The sequence below is a fragment of the Bradyrhizobium sp. 33ap4 genome (assembly GCF_032654765.1).
Classification (GTDB): Bacteria; Pseudomonadota; Alphaproteobacteria; order Rhizobiales; family Xanthobacteraceae; genus Bradyrhizobium; species Bradyrhizobium australafricanum.
This window is the reverse complement of the sequence record NZ_JAUMTJ010000011.1, coordinates 133,690-148,191: the sequence shown is the minus strand read 5'-3', so window position 1 is coordinate 148,191 and position 14,502 is coordinate 133,690. Positions and strand designations below refer to the sequence as shown.

Genomic DNA, 14,502 nt, shown 5'->3' with positions numbered 1-14,502 from the left:
TGGTCCGAAGGACCAGACCCGGAATCTCGAGATTCCGGGTCTGGTGCCAACGCACCATCCCGGAATGACAGAAAATCCCGGGGGACGCTAGGCCGCCGCCACCTCGTCCGTCACCACGACGAACTTCGTCAGCGTCATGCGGCCGAAGCTCGTGGTGAGGGCGACGTCGGCGGCGTCGCGGCCGGTCGCCATCAGGATGCGGCCGATCCGCGGCGTGTTGTGGCGGGCATCGAAGGTGTACCACTGGCCCGACAGATAGACCTCGAACCAGCCGGAGAAATCCATCGGCGCCGGGTCCGGCGGCACGCCGATGTCGCCGAGATAGCCGGTGCAGTAGCGTGCCGGAATGCCCATGCAGCGGCAGAAGGTGAGCGCCAGATGCGCGAAGTCGCGGCAGACGCCGGCGCGGCTTTCATAGACGTCGTGCGCCGACTTCATGTGATGGGCGTGCTGATAGCCGAACGTCACGTGGTGGTGCACGAAATCGGTGATCGCCTGCACCCGCGCCCAGCCCTGCGGTGTGTTGCCGAACAGCGACCAGGCGACATCGGTCAGCTTGTCGGTCTCGCAATAGCGGCTCGGCATCAGATAGAGCAGCATGTCGTCCGGCAATTGCTCGACCGGCAGCTGCTGTCCAGCCGGATTGACGATGTCAGGCAGTCCGGAATCGCGCACCAGCGCGCTGCCGCGGAAGGTGACGCCACCGCTGGGGGCAACGAGCCGCCCGCAGACATTGCCAAAGCCGTCGCGATAGAGGCCGATCGGCACGTCCGGTTCGGTCGAAAGGCGCTCCGTGCCGACGATGTCAGCGTAGCGCGACGGATGGATCGACAGCATGATCACCATCGGGGTCGGCTGCGCCGCCGTGTAGGTGATCTCGAAGCCGACCTTGATCTGCATCGTCAGGCCGTCTCCTGCTCCGCGTTCTCGCCGACCGAGACCACCTTGATGTCGACATCCATGCCGAGAAAGGCGTCCGCCGCGCCGAGATAGACGCCGTGCAGCGGGATCGCCTGGCGCGGGTCGCGCGCCACCGCGACGCGGATCAGATCGCGCGTGCCAACGATGCCGTTGGTCGGATCGAACTCGATCCAGCCCGCGCTCGGCAGATAGACCTGCACCCAGGCATGGGTCGAGCCGCCGCCGACATAGCCGTGCGCGCTGCCGGGCGGCATGGCGAGATAGCCGGAGACGAAGCGCGCGGCGACGCCGAGCCGGCGCAGCGCCTCGATCATGAACAGCGCATAGTCGCGGCAGGTGCCGGACTGCGTGCGCAGCGTGTCGAGCGGATGTTGGGTGCCCTGCTCATAGCGCTTGCGATAGCTGAACGCCTCGCGGATGCCGTGGGTCATGCCGCTCAGGATCTTGAAAGTCGGCGTCGGCGCCTCGACATCGAGGAAGCGCCGCGCCCAGGCCGACAGCTCACCGTTCGGGTCGCCATATTGCGGCGTAATGAACTGCTGCAGGTCGGGGAATTCCTCATCGTCGTAGAGGAACGGATAGAAATAGGCGGGATCGTCCGGCGTCAGCGCAAACGTATCGGCCGGATTGTGCTCCACCGTCGCGGTCGAGACGAAGGACAGCATGTCGGCGCGCTCGTCGAAGGCGGCGATCGCCATGCTGTTGCCGAACACGTCGTGGATCCAGCGCAGCGACATCGGCTGTGGATCGATCACAAGTGCGCTGTCGAGCACGCGCAGATCATGGCCGTCACGGGGGCGCAGCATGATGCGGTGCTCACCGAACGCCACCGGGCGCGCGTAGCGATAAACGGTCTTGTGATGAATAGTCAGCAGCGGCATCTTCAAACAATCATCGTGATTTCGGGCTGCATAATCTATAGAGAAAGCTGCCCGATTCCAGATCAGCATGCCGCCTGAATAGGCAAAGTTGAGGAAAAAAGCCCTTGAATTACGGAGGCGGTCCATCGTTCCTGCTCGCGAGCACCGACGCTTCACCGGTTCTTGAACACAATGCCGGCGGCCGCTCGCCGTTCCTGTTCACCTGCGACCACTACGGCAGGCTGATTCCCTCTCCGCTCGGCGATCTCGGCCTGCCCGAAGACGAACTCGTGCGGCACATCGCCTGGGACATCGGCATCGCCGGCGTCGCAACCCGCCTCTCGGACCGGCTCGGCGCGCATTTGATCGCGCAGCGCTATTCGCGGCTCGTGATCGACTGCAACCGTCCGCCGCATGTCGCAAGCTCGATCCCGCTGATCAGCGAGGCCACCACGGTGCCGGGCAATGAAGGCCTGTCGCGCGAGGCCGCCGAGATGCGCCACGCGCAGATCTTCGATCCCTATCACAAACGCATCGACGAGATCATCGACGCGCGCGCGCGTCGGGGCCTGCCGACGCTGCTGGTGTCGCTGCACAGCTTCACGCCGATCTACGCCGGCATCGCGCGACCCTGGCACATCGGCACGCTCTACCACCGCGACACGGTGCTGCCGCCGCTGCTGCTGAAGCATCTGCGCGCCGAGGGCGATCTCGTGGTCGGCGACAACGAGCCCTATGCGGTCAGCGACGAGACCGACTACACGATCCCCGTGCATGGCGAGGCACGCGGCCTGATGAACTCGGGCATCGAGATCCGCCAGGACCTGATCTCCGACCAGGCCGGCGAGACCGCGTGGGCCGAACGGCTGGCGCGCATCCTCGGCGAGATCGAGGCGACGCTGCGCACGGAAGCGCTGATCTAGTGTCCTGAACCAGAAGTTCGCAACATCGGGGCTTGTTTTGCCGGGGCATTGTAACGGCAGAAGCGCTCGATGGAAGCAAGGATATCATCGGCGGATTTGGTCCATCGGAACGGTTTTGGATCGGCGTTGTGTCGTTCGATGAACGAGGCGATGTCCGCCCTGAGGGCGGCTACGCTGCGATAGACGCCGCGCCTGATCTTCTTATCGGTGAGGAGCGCGAAGAAGCGCTCGACTTGGTTGAGCCATGACGAACTGGTCGGGGTCAGGTGCACGTGCCAACGCGGCCTTTTGGCGAGCCATCTCCGGATCATTGGGGTCTTGTGCGTGACGTAATTGTCCATGACGAGATGGACGTCGAGTTCGCGCGGTACGGCAGCCTCGATCTCGTCAAGGAACTTGCGGAACTCGGCGGTGCGGTGGCGCCCGTAGCATTTGCCGATGACCCGTCCCGTCGCAATATCGAGGGCGGCGAACAACGATGTGGTGCCATGCCTTTTGTAGTCATGGCTCCTTCGGGCCGCCTGGCCGGGACGCATCGGCAGCAACGGCTGGCTGCGGTCCAGCGCCTGGATTTGGGACTTCTCATCCACACACAGAACGATGGCGTGCTCGGGTGGTGAGACGTAGAGGCCCACGACATCGCGCACTTTGGCCACGAAGTTCGGATCGGTCGAGAGCTTGAACGTCTCCATCCGGTGCGGCTGGAGCCCGAAGGCCCGCCAGATGCGTTGGACCGTCGATACCGATAGGCCGCTGGTCTTGGCCATGTCGCGGGAGCTCCAATGAGTGGCGTTCTCAGGGCAACTCTCCAACGTCCTCACGATCACGGCTTCGATGCGGGCATCGTCAATCGTGCGCGGCGCGCCGGAACGCGGCTCGTCGTGCAGCCCGGCCACACGCTGTGCCATAAAGCGCCGCCGCCACTTGCCTACGGTCTGCCGGTCCAGCCCGAGCTTGACCGCCACTTCCGTGTTCTGACCACCTTCCGCACAGGTCAGCACGATCCGGGCTCTCAGAGCCAGCGCCTGAGCCGTCTTCCGCCGCATCGTCAGCGACGTCAGTTCAGCCCGCTCATCATCACTCAATATCAGGGGGGCAAGTTGCTGGACCGCCATTGGAGACTCCGCCGCTGTTTGCCTCCATCCTTGGCACAGCGACGCGAATCTACTGCGAATCTATGATTGCGAACTTGTGACTCGGGACACTAGCGACTGACGGTCAGCCAGGGCGTGGCCTCTAGCCCGAAGGCGGCTCGACGTGCTTTAATTGGCTGGGTTGAACTTCCAAGTTAGGGTAGTCCGTGGCGCCCGAGCGAGTGGAAAGGCGACTGGCAGCAGTGCTGGCGGCAGATGTCGCCGGCTACACTCGCCTGATGGGAACGGACGAGGAAGGCACGCTCGCGCGGCTCAAGGCGGCCAGAAAGAATCTCATTGATCCAACGATCGCCGCTCATCGCGGCCGCATCGTCAAAACGACCGGCGACGGCATGCTGGTCGAATTCGGCAGCGCCGTCGATGCAATGCGCAGCTCTGTAGAAGTCCAGAGCAGGATGGCGGAGCTTAACGCATCCGCACCGCAACAGCAGCGGATCGAATTTCGCATCGGCATTCACGTCGGCGACATCATCATCGACAACGACGACATCTTCGGCGACGGCGTCAACATCGCCGCGCGGCTGGAGAACATCGCGGACCCGGGCGGCATATGCCTGTCCGACGACGCCTACCGGCAGATCCGGGGCAAGGTCGATGCAGCCTTCGAAGACATGGGCCAACAGAATCTGAAAAACATCACTGAACCGATCCGCGCCTGGCGAATGAAGATTGGCGCCAGACCTTCGCCTGAGCGCCATCCAACTCCCGCCGAATCGCATCACATGCGCCCGCTTTCGGGAAAGCCCTCCATCGCGGTGCTGCCGTTTCAGAACATGAGCGGAGACAACGAGCAGGAGTATTTCGCGGATGGGATCGCGGAAGACGTCCTTACGACCCTGTCAAAGATTCAGGAATTGATGGTGATAGCTCGCAACTCGAGCTTCGCGTTCAAGGGGCAGAACCGGGACATTCGCGAAATCGGGCAGATCCTGGGTGCTCGTTATCTGCTGGAGGGGAGCGTTCGAAAGATCGGCAATCGCATCAGGTTGACGGCGCAGTTGATTGATGGTCGAGACGGCGGTCATCTCTGGGCGGATCGCTTTGACGGAGACCTGGACGACGTGTTCGATCTCCAGGACCGAATTACGCAAGAGATCGTCGAAGCGCTTGAGGTCCAGTTGACGGTCGGCGAACGCGCGAGGGTGTGGAGAAAGCGCTCGGGCAGTCCGCTGGCTTATGAGTATGTCTTAAAGGGACGCGCCCTGTACGTTCATTTCGCAAGGCAAACTCACGCACAGGCCCGGAAGCTCTTTGAACAGGCGCTCGAGATCAACGGCTCGTTTATGCCTGCGCTCTACTTGTTGGGTCTGACCCTGACTGACCAGGCGCGCTTCGGTTGGATCAAGGATGAAAATGAAGCGTATCAAGCCGCACTGGGCTGCGCTGATCGGGCTCTCGCCGCCGACCCCAGCTTCGGGGAAGCATACCTGGTGATCGGCTATGTTCGTACCTATCAACGCCGTCATGATGAGGCCGTGGCAGCAGGAGAAACCGCGATCAGCCTCGCTCCCAGCAGCTCTGACGCCCATCACATGGCGGGCATGTACCACGGCTACGCCGGCAATTTCCGAAAAGCCGTCCTCTACGAGGAACACGCCCAACGGCTCAGTCCGATTGAGCGCAACGAATCCATGGTGGACGAAGCGCGCGCAAGATTTCATCTCGGAGATTTCGCGGCGGCGCACGATATAGCCTCCCGCGTTCTGAGGCAGCGGCCGTTCTGGCTGACCGCGCAGTCGACACTCATAGCGGCGCTTTGGAATCTCGGCCGGCAAGATGAAGCGCGCATGATCTCAAGCGACTTGCTGGCGGGCCACCCCAATTTCAGCCTGGCCCGCTGGGCCAGGCTGCTTCCGTATCGCCGACAAGGCGACCTGGATGCATTGGTCAATCCGCTACGCATGGCGGGGCTCCCGGAGTGAAGACCTGTCATCTTACAATGCCGGCGCGACGCCACACGCCAGACACCTGCGCGGCCGCGACTGCTATTCGATTGCTCGTTCGGCTTCTTGCGCATCTCCGCGGATGAGACACCGCAGGGATCGGCATATTCCGATTGGACCGGCTTTGCTGATTGCCCGGCCGGTTCGAGGCGCGATCAGGCGAACCCGATCAATTCGGCTGGCGCCGCCAGATGAACACCAGATAGAGCAGCACAGGCAGGCCGAGCCCGGCCCACGAGACCGCATCCCACCAGCCGTCGCCGACCAGCGCGCTGATCAATCCGACCGTGCTCACGATCGCGATGACGAGCGGGACGGCGAAGATCTGGGTCAATGAACGATGCGAGACCATGCTGACGTCACGACGATAATGCGGGGTTGTCGAGGGAGGCGGCGTTGGCGATCGCGCGTTCCTGGCTCACGCCGGCCTTGCGGCGACGCATCCACAGATACACGCCGGTCACGAGGATGAGGATGGTCAGGATGTCGAGCAGCGCCCAGACGATCTTGAGCGGCATGCCGCCATAGTCGCCGAAATGCAGCGGCTGCGAGACGAACAGGGTCGTCACATACCAGGGCATGTCCCTTGTGTCGGTCAGCTTGCCGGTTTCTGCGTCGATCAGCGCCGGCTTGAGCAGCCGCGAGGTCAGCGGCGTATCGCCGTGCAGGAACACCGCATAATGACTCTTGCTGCTGAACAGGGTTCCCGGGTAGGCGACGAAGCTCGGCGTCATGCCGGGCACCGCATGGGTGGCCACTTCGACCGCCGCATTCAGCGAGGTCAGCTTCGACGGCACCGGCCGGTCCTTGTACTGGGCGGTCATTTCGGCGAGCTGGCCGAACTGCCACATCTTGAGCACGAGATCGGCCCAGGTGTTGATGACCCCGGTGAAGCCGACGACCAGCGTCCAGGCGACGAGCAGGATGCCCGCGAGATTATGGACGTCGAGCCAGCGCACGACGCGGGTCCGTTGCGCGCGATAGGCGCCGAAACGCAGTTTCCGCATCGACGGCGCATAGACCACGATGCCGGAGATGATCGCGACGCAGAACAGGATCCCCATCAATCCGAGGAACAGCTTGCCGGGCAGGCCCGCGAACATGTCGGTGTGCAGCTTCAACATGATGTAGGTGAAGCGGCCGGTCACGTCGGGCGCATCGAGATAGGCGCCGGTATGGGTGTCCATCCGGATCAGCAAATTATTGGTCGGATCGGCATCGATGGTCGGGCCGACGCTGACGAACATCGCGCTCGGATCGTCGCGATCCCAGATCAGGAAGTGAGGCACCTTCCCGGGCGCCTGCGCCAGCGCGTTGAAGAGCAGACGGTCCAGATTGGCCGGCGGCGTGCCTGGCGGCACGTCGGCCGGCTTGACCTGGCTGTGCAGGAGATCGTCGATCTGCTCGTGGAAGATCAGCGGCAGGCCGGTGATGCAGAGCAGCAGCATGAACAGCGTGCAGATGAGGCTGGTCCATTTATGAACAGCGCCCCATCGCCGCAAGGATCTGGTCGTCGCAGTCAATTTCGTTACCTAAAGCGCGATGGGATCAGGTTGGATCGTCATCGAGCTTTAGCCTCTTGTTGAAGCATGATCTTTTCGGAAAACCGCTTAGCACTTTTCCGGATCATGCTTTAGTTCCAGGTGTACTTCATCGTGCCCAGCACCGTGCGGCCATTACTGAGGCCGCAATAGGGAAGCCCGGTCAGGCAGGATGCAACGTAGAAGTGGTCGGTCAGGTTGGTGACGTTGACCTGCGCCTTCCATCCCCTCAGGTCCGGCCGCAGATAGGCGAAGTCGTAGCTGACCGACGCATCGAGCAAGGCATAGGAGGGAATGACAAAGGTATTGAAGTTGTCGCCGTAGGTCTCGCCGACATAGCGCACGCCGAGGCCGAGCCCAAGGCCCGCGAGCGCGCCGTCATACCAGCTATACTTGCCCCAGACCGCGACCTGGTCCTGCGCCGTGTTCATCATGTACTTGCCGGCATAGCCGGCAATGCTCGTCGTCACCCGCGGGTCGAGATGGGTGTATCCCGCCGTGATCTCGAGCTCGCGCGTGAGATTGCCCTTCAGCTCGAGCTCGAGGCCGCGGACGCGCACGGCATCGGTCTGCACGTTGAACAGCGGGTTTAACGGATCGGCCGTCAATACGTCCTGCTGACGGATATCGAACGCCGCGGCCGTCACCATGAAGTTCGAGCCGTTCGGCTTGAACTTGACGCCGACTTCCGCGCCCTCGCCCGTCGTCGGCCTGAACGACCGGCCGGCGCTGTCGGCGCCGAGGTTGGGCGTGAACGAGGTCCCGTAGCTGACATAGGGCGCGAGGCCGATATCGAACAGGTAGCTCAGGCCGATGCGCCCGGTTTGCGCCGAGTCATCGCGCGAATAATGGCCGGCCGGCGGATAGAACGCCATGCTGGTGAAGCCGGAGCTGACCCAGTCCTGGCGGCCGCTCATGGTCAGCGTCCAGCGATCGAGCTTGATCTGATCCTGCAGATAGGCGCCGAGCTGCGACTGCCTGTCGTCGCGCAGAATGAAAGGCGCCAGCGAGCTGGCTAACGGAACGGCGGTGCCGTAGACCGGGCTATAGGCATCGATCGGCGCAATCGGCGTCGTGCGATAGTCCGTGTTCGCCCACAGATCGAAGTAGTCGACGCCGGCCAGCACCTTGTGGACCAGCGGCCCGGTGGCGAAATCCGCCTGCAGCTGATTGTCGAGCGCGACATTGGCGGCGTTGGCCTTGACGTAGTTGTAGGTGCGCGCGACCAGACGATCCGTCACCATGCCCTCGGTCCGCACCGATGCGAGGTCGTTGCTGACCTGGGTGTAGCGGAGGTTTTGCCGGAACTGGAAGATGTTGTCGAAGCGATGCTCGAACGCGTAGCCGACCGCGAACTGCTCGAGATGATAGCCATCCAGCCCGGGCTCGCCGAGGTAACGACTGTAGGGAATATGTCCGTTGGGGTTGGGCAGGAAGGACACCTGTCCCGGGACGTATTGCTGGTAACCCTTGTTGTCGACCTTCTGGTACTGCGAGAGCACGGTGAAGCTGGTGTCGTAGGTCGGGCGCCAGGTGAAGCTCGGCGCGAGGAACAGCTTGTTGTCCTGAACGAAGTCGGTCTGGCTGTTGCTGTCGCGGCCAAGGCCGACGATGCGGTAAAGGAACCGGCCGTCCTTGTCGGCCGGGCCACCGATATCGAAGGCGCCCTGGAAGCGATCGAACGAGCCGAAGCTGCCCTCGATCTCGTAATGCGGCGTCTCGGTGGGCCGCTTGCTGACCAGGTTCAACAGGCCGCCCGGATCGGACTGTCCGTACAGGCCGGATGATGGCCCCTTCAGGACCTCGATGCGCTCGAGACCATAGGTCTCGATGCGCGGGACCGCGAAGGTCGTGGTGTCGGTCGGCAGCCGCAGCCCGTCGAGATAGCGCGGCGCGGTGAACCCCCGCAGCTTGAACTCGTCGAAGAACGCGTTGGCGCCAAAACTCTCGATCGTCACGCCGGGCGTGTAGCGCAGCGCTTCGGTGATGTTCTGCGCACCCTGCGCCTGGATCTGATCCTGGGTGACGATCGAGATCGACTGCGGCGTCGTCAGCACCGGGCTGTCGGTCTTGGTTGCGGTGACGCTCTGGCTGGCGAGATAGCCGGTGACCGGCCCGTTGCCGCGCTCTCCGCCGCCACCTGCCCCCGGTGCTGGAACGTTCTGCGCGGGCGCCCGGTTCGCGATCGATCGCGGCGTCGTACGTGCAGGACGCGCCGCGCGTCGCGCCGGCAGCGTTCGCCGCGCCTGCTGCTGTTGTTTCGGCGCCTCGACCGTCACCGGCGGCAGCGCCGATTGCGCAACGCTTTCTCGCGGCATCACCACACTCAGCACGAACAAACCGCTGCCGGCCATGTACCCGGCCGCCAGCGCAGTGCGACGAAACATCCGACCCCCGTCAACTCACATCGCCTTCATCCTCGCCGTCACTAACACGATGAAAGACGTACGCAGCTGATCGGTGATTAGAACACATCCAGTGTTGGGCTTATCGCCGATGGTGTTGCGAGCTCGCAACGTGAACGCAGCGAAACTGCGTCAATGCGCCTCAGATTTTTCGAGCGCTTCTAAGGACGATTCTAAACTGCGTTTCGCTCCGCGATACTTCGAGTCAGTTCCGCGCACAGCGATCGAACGACGCCGTGCGCGGAAGCGATGATCGCAGTTGCGGTGCTCTCGCCGAGCTCAGCGTCAGACTTCGGTGACGTGCTCCGGATCGGCCGATGCCAGCGCCGCGGCACGCTCGGCGCGCGGCGGATAGATCCAGACGGTGTTGATCTCCCGCTTGGTCTTCTTGGCCACATCGCCGACCATCTCGACCTTGCGCTCCCAGCCGCGGGTGAACAGCGCACCGGCCTCGCCGAGGTCGAGGCAGGTGACATAGGCCTTCTGGTGATACGGCCTGGTCGGGACACCGAGCAGCTCGGCCGCGGCGTTGCCGGCAAAGGCGCCCATCCGCGTCGCGTGCTGGCACGACATCAGCGCGTAATTGCCGACATCGTCGCATGCGGCACGCGCCGCATCGCCGGTGGCGAACACACCCGCGACCGACGGTACGCGCAGATCGCGATCGACCAGCAGCCGGCCGAAATTGTCGCGCTCCGCCGGGATCTGCGTGGTCAGCGGCGCGGCGCGAATGCCCGCCGCCCAGACCACGGTCGCGGCCTCGATATGCTCGCCGCTGGAGAGCGTGACGCCGGACTTGCTGACCTCGACGACGCCGGCGCCGAAGCGGCCTTCGACGCCGAGCTTGCGCATCGCGTCCTCGATGATCGGGCGCGGGCCCTCGCCCATGTCGGGCGCGATCGCCACGTTGCGATCGACGATCACGACGCGCGGCTTGGCGTCGCTGCCGAGAATGTCCCGGAGCCGCGCCGGCATCTCGGTCGCCGCCTCGATGCCGGTGAAGCCGCCGCCGGCAACGACCACGGTGTCGCGTGCCACTGATGCCGGCTGCCTGGCGAGGTCGTGCAGATGGCGATCGAGCGCGATCGCATCCGCAAGATTGTCGACGCTGAAGCCATGCTCGGCGAGACCGGGTACGTTCGGACGGAACAGCCGGCTGCCGGTCGCCACCACAAGGCGATCATAAGGCAGCGTCTTGCGCGCGTCCTTGGCGGTGACGATCTGCACGGTGCGGGCCTTGGTGTCGACGGCTTCGGCGCTGCCCTGCACATAGACGACGTCGATCGCGTTGAAGACGTCGAGCAGCGGCGCGGTCAGTGTCTCCGGCTTCGGCTCGTAGAGCCGCGGGCGCACCACCAGGGTCGGCTCCGGCGCGACCAGCGCGATCTCGAGCTCCTCGGGCGAAACGCCCTTGATGTCGCGCAGGCGGGCTGCGGAGAGCGCGGCGTACATGCCGGCAAAGCCGGCGCCGATGATGACAATTCGCATGGGTATCTCCTCTGGGTTGGCAGTCTCTGATGTCCGCGCGTTGCCGCCGCTGCCTGCCGCTTGCGGCGAAGCCTCGCGATCGGCGACGCGAAGAGGTGAAACGAAAAGCGAGCGCCTATTGCCGGGCGGCGCAGCTCGACAGGAACGGCGTACGCGCCCCGGGCATGCAGGCTGCGCGGCAGCCTCTCGCGCCCGACAGCGCTCCATGCTGAAGGCCGATCGGCAGCGCGGCCCCCGGGAGCCAGTCCCGGTAGAGCGCCTGGGCGGCGTCGCTGATCATCACCGACGTCATGGCATCGGCGCCCTGAGCGGCCTGCGCCGGCGCATCGGCATCCTCGCCGGTTGCCGACGTGAAGCGGACGGTGAGCGTAAGCCCGTACATCAGTGCAGTCGCGAGGACCCGGCGTCGCCGCGTGACTGCAAGGGAGCTACCGAAATCCTTCCAGGCCATCGCTTGTCTCCGTTGTTGGCGTGGGCGCCACGGTGATCTAGCGAATTGGCCTTATGAGTGCCCCAGAGCGATTGCCCGACCTGAAGAGCGATTGCGGCTAGAGCATTTTCGGTTCTTTGCTCGAAAACGCTCTACCGCAGGCGCCGCCGCCAATCGCTCGGGGTTTCGCCGGTCAGCTTCCTGAACGCGGCCGCGAACGCGGTCTGCGAACTGTAGCCGAGCGCCGCCGCGATCGAGACCACGGATGCGTCGGTGTCGCGCAGCATGTTCATGGCCTGCTCGAGCCGGTGCTGGCGCAACCAGGCATGCGGCGAGAGCCCGGTGCTTTCCTTGAAGGCGCGGCAGAAGTGAAAGCGCGACAGGCCGGCGTCCGTCGCCAGCGCCGCGAAGCGCAACCGCTCGATGGCGCGGCGCAGCGCGGTCGGCGCCAGACCGCCCACGGTCGCCTGCACCGTAGCAGGCACGCCGGCATGCGCCGACAGCAGGCGCGTGGCCAAGAGATCCGTCAGTTGCTGCCGGAACAGCGCATCCAGCGCCGCGCTGCCATCGAGCGCATCAGCGGCGCTCAGCAGCAACCGCGATGTAATTGGATCGGGATGCCCGGTGCGCTCCAGCAGATCGCCGGGAGCGGCGGTGTCGGCCTCGCCGGCGACGCGCGCCAGCGTCGCATGCGGAAGATAGAGCTGAACGACGTGTACCGACTGGTGGATATCCCAGCGCGAGCTCGAGCCGGCCGGAATGATCGTCACGACCCCGGACCGCGCCGTTCCGATCGAAGCCACCCTGCCGGTCCGCCGCTCCAGCCGCTGCGAGCCGGCGGGATAGCTCATGACGACATGGTCGACCATCGGCCTGACCACGTCGTGCAGGGCGTCATGCTTCCAATAGGCGATCGCGCCGCTCGACGGGTCGGCCGCCATGCGAAGCGGCTGCGTCTTGAGCACGCGGGCCATCTCCTGGCCGGCCGGGCAGCGCGGACCGGCCGGTGCCTCGGCCGGCCGCGCTTCGGATGCGGCGGGCGAATCCCGCAAAGGATCGTGCAGGATCGGCTTACTCATCACCTGTGCTCGCGTTTGAAGGCTCATGCGCTCCCTCCTTGCGGGCCGGTCTGTCGGACCCATGAGGCGCGGAACTGCCCGCCGGACCTAAGCGCCGCGCAGTTCGAATGTCTTTCCTGAAACGGCCATGCTTTGCCCAATTCTGCGCCAAGCGCGCGGCTGCGACATTTCTGCGTCCGGCACGGTCGATTGGACCAAAGCAGTTGAATTCATTCCGGAATCGCATTGCGCTGAACGACCGGCAGCATCGTTCATGATCGCCTGAGACAATTGGACTGCGCCGCAGCAATCCCGGATAATGAGTGACGGCTTCGCAGGTTGACTGACAAGTCCCTGCCCGGCCGCACATCAATGATGGACTCAACACGCATGGCACAGGCGGGCGCCTACGGGCAGCGGCTCGGGCAATTCCTACGCCTGAGGGATACGCCGCCGGCGCTGATCACGCGCACGCTGCGCAGCGCCGAACTCGCGGTCACCGAAACCCGGGACGACAACCCGGTGCCCGGGCTGTCCGGATCGCTCACCGCCGAGGATGCCTTTCTGGTCAGCCTGAAGCTGCACGATTATCCGGACTGCGAATTGTGGGAGGGCGGCAAGTGCCTCATGAAGCGGGACATCCCGGCGGGCGCGACCTATCTCTACGATCTCAAACGCGATCCGCGCTACGTGATCGACAAGCCGTTCCACTCGCTGTTCTTCTATCTGCCGCGCTCGGCGCTCACTGACTTCGCCGAACAGACCGGCTCGCCGCGCATCGGCGAACTGGCCTGCGAAATCGGCACCGGTCACGACGACGGCGTCATTCGTCATGTCGGGGCGCTGCTGCGCGAGGGATTGCACCGGCCGGACGAAACCAACCAGCTGTTCATCGATCACATGATGCTGGCGCTGACCGCGCACGTCACCCGGACCTATGACGGAATACAACATCCGACCGGACCGACCCGTGGCGGCCTCGCCGCCTGGCAGATCAACCGCGCCTGCGAAAAGCTCGAATCCGACCTCAGCGGGAAGATTTCGCTGAAGCAGATTGCGGCCGAGCTCGATCTGTCGGTCGGCCATTTTTCGCGCGCCTTCCACATCTCCACCGGCCTGCCACCGCACCAATGGCTGCTTCAGCAGCGCCTGAAGGTGGCCAAGCAGCTGATGGCCGCGCGCGACCTGTCGCTGTCCGAGATCGCGATTTCGGCCGGCTTTGCCAATCAAAGCCACTTCACGCGGGTGTTTTCCGCCGTGGTCGGCGTCAGCCCGGCGGCGTGGCGGCGCGAGATGTACCGCCCGGCGAGAAGCGAGAGCTGAACAGCGCCGCGCTCAACCGGCGGGCGCAGCTTGAACGGCGTGCTTCGCATGCCATTTGGGACCCGGTCCGCGCATGTAGTGCAGCTCGGGCCGGTAGGGATCGCGAATTCGCGCGATCAGATCCTGCAAGCCCGCCGTAATCGCGTTCCAGCTGTCGTGCAGAGAGAGCAATGATGCGTGCGGTGACAGCATGGCACCCTCTCAGTGCGGCTTGCCGAGCACGGATGCGAAGGACAGGATCACGATCTCCTCGCCGGACTCGTCGCTGACATGCACGACCCAGTCGCGCCAGTCTTCCAGGCTGACCGTTGCGACCAGCGATCGCATCATGCACGTCGCCGCCTCGCAGGCCTCCGAGAGGCTTGTCACCGAGGTGCCGCGGCGATCCATCAGCACCCCGTACGTGGTCGAGCAATGGAAAAAGACCTGGGTCATGTGCGTATCCTCGCAAGCTCC

14 protein-coding genes are annotated in these 14,502 nt (G+C 64.3%); 3 read left to right on the top strand and 11 right to left on the bottom strand.

Translation table 11 applies throughout. The features are described 5' to 3' along the window. Positions 1–87: 87 nt before the first annotated feature. Both Q2M23_RS11210 and Q2M23_RS11205 read right to left on the bottom strand, forming a co-directional pair. Positions 88–900 (bottom strand): transglutaminase-like domain-containing protein, encoded by an 813-nt coding sequence (locus Q2M23_RS11210; RefSeq protein WP_229193082.1) that lies wholly within the window; start codon positions 898–900, stop codon positions 88–90. A gap of 2 nt (positions 901–902) precedes the next feature. Beyond that, the gene (locus tag Q2M23_RS11205) at positions 903–1,802 is read right to left on the bottom strand and encodes a transglutaminase N-terminal domain-containing protein (RefSeq protein WP_168855223.1); all 900 of its coding nucleotides are present in this window, start codon (positions 1,800–1,802) and stop codon (positions 903–905) included. A 104-nt stretch (positions 1,803–1,906) separates the two neighbouring features. Here Q2M23_RS11205 and Q2M23_RS11200 point away from each other — a divergent pair, with 104 nt between their 5' ends. Beyond that, positions 1,907–2,704: an N-formylglutamate amidohydrolase gene (locus Q2M23_RS11200; protein WP_316395568.1), complete on the top strand. Its 798-nt coding sequence runs from the start codon at positions 1,907–1,909 to the stop codon at positions 2,702–2,704. On the opposite strand, the gene Q2M23_RS11195 is transcribed toward Q2M23_RS11200, so the two are convergent. Beyond that, positions 2,701–3,819 carry an IS630 family transposase gene (locus Q2M23_RS11195; protein WP_141343495.1) on the bottom strand — a complete coding sequence of 373 codons (1,119 nt, stop codon included), beginning with the start codon at positions 3,817–3,819 and terminating at the stop codon, positions 2,701–2,703. The genes Q2M23_RS11200 and Q2M23_RS11195 overlap by 4 nt on opposite strands. Positions 3,820–4,004: 185 nt before the next feature. On the opposite strand from Q2M23_RS11195, the gene Q2M23_RS11190 reads away from it, so the two are divergent. Continuing rightward, on the top strand, positions 4,005–5,780 hold the full coding sequence (locus tag Q2M23_RS11190; protein WP_316395566.1) for an adenylate/guanylate cyclase domain-containing protein: 1,776 nt from the start codon (positions 4,005–4,007) through the stop codon (positions 5,778–5,780). 190 nt (positions 5,781–5,970) lie between these two features. Here Q2M23_RS11190 and Q2M23_RS11185 read toward each other — a convergent pair whose 3' ends face one another. From Q2M23_RS11185 to Q2M23_RS11160, 6 genes are all read right to left on the bottom strand, one after another. Continuing rightward, positions 5,971–6,153, bottom strand: coding sequence for a hypothetical protein (locus tag Q2M23_RS11185; RefSeq protein WP_316395565.1), 183 nt, complete (start codon positions 6,151–6,153; stop codon positions 5,971–5,973). A 7-nt stretch (positions 6,154–6,160) separates the two neighbouring features. Continuing rightward, positions 6,161–7,324 carry a PepSY-associated TM helix domain-containing protein gene (locus Q2M23_RS11180; RefSeq protein WP_316395564.1) on the bottom strand — a complete coding sequence of 388 codons (1,164 nt, stop codon included), beginning with the start codon at positions 7,322–7,324 and terminating at the stop codon, positions 6,161–6,163. Between the two features lie 110 nt (positions 7,325–7,434). Then, positions 7,435–9,696 carry a TonB-dependent siderophore receptor gene (locus Q2M23_RS11175; protein ID WP_410469712.1) on the bottom strand — a complete coding sequence of 754 codons (2,262 nt, stop codon included), beginning with the start codon at positions 9,694–9,696 and terminating at the stop codon, positions 7,435–7,437. A 336-nt stretch (positions 9,697–10,032) separates the two neighbouring features. Further along, the gene (locus tag Q2M23_RS11170; protein ID WP_316395562.1) at positions 10,033–11,235 is read right to left on the bottom strand and encodes an NAD(P)/FAD-dependent oxidoreductase; all 1,203 of its coding nucleotides are present in this window, start codon (positions 11,233–11,235) and stop codon (positions 10,033–10,035) included. 115 nt (positions 11,236–11,350) lie between these two features. Next, positions 11,351–11,686 carry a hypothetical protein gene (locus Q2M23_RS11165; RefSeq protein WP_316395561.1) on the bottom strand — a complete coding sequence of 112 codons (336 nt, stop codon included), beginning with the start codon at positions 11,684–11,686 and terminating at the stop codon, positions 11,351–11,353. Positions 11,687–11,817: 131 nt separating this feature from the next. Then, positions 11,818–12,744 carry an AraC family transcriptional regulator gene (locus tag Q2M23_RS11160; protein ID WP_316395584.1) on the bottom strand — a complete coding sequence of 309 codons (927 nt, stop codon included), beginning with the start codon at positions 12,742–12,744 and terminating at the stop codon, positions 11,818–11,820. A 369-nt stretch (positions 12,745–13,113) separates the two neighbouring features. On the opposite strand from Q2M23_RS11160, the gene Q2M23_RS11155 reads away from it, so the two are divergent. Beyond that, positions 13,114–14,046 carry an AraC family transcriptional regulator gene (locus tag Q2M23_RS11155; RefSeq protein WP_316395560.1) on the top strand — a complete coding sequence of 311 codons (933 nt, stop codon included), beginning with the start codon at positions 13,114–13,116 and terminating at the stop codon, positions 14,044–14,046. 12 nt (positions 14,047–14,058) lie between these two features. On the opposite strand, the gene Q2M23_RS11150 is transcribed toward Q2M23_RS11155, so the two are convergent. Together Q2M23_RS11150 and Q2M23_RS11145 are read right to left on the bottom strand one after the other, a co-directional pair. Beyond that, entirely contained in the window at positions 14,059–14,238 is a 180-nt protein-coding gene (locus tag Q2M23_RS11150; protein ID WP_316395559.1) for a hypothetical protein, read from the bottom strand. Between the two features lie 9 nt (positions 14,239–14,247). Then, positions 14,248–14,481, bottom strand: a complete 234-nt coding sequence (locus Q2M23_RS11145; RefSeq protein WP_316395558.1) for a DUF6894 family protein — start codon at positions 14,479–14,481, stop codon at positions 14,248–14,250. Positions 14,482–14,502: the final 21 nt, after the last annotated feature.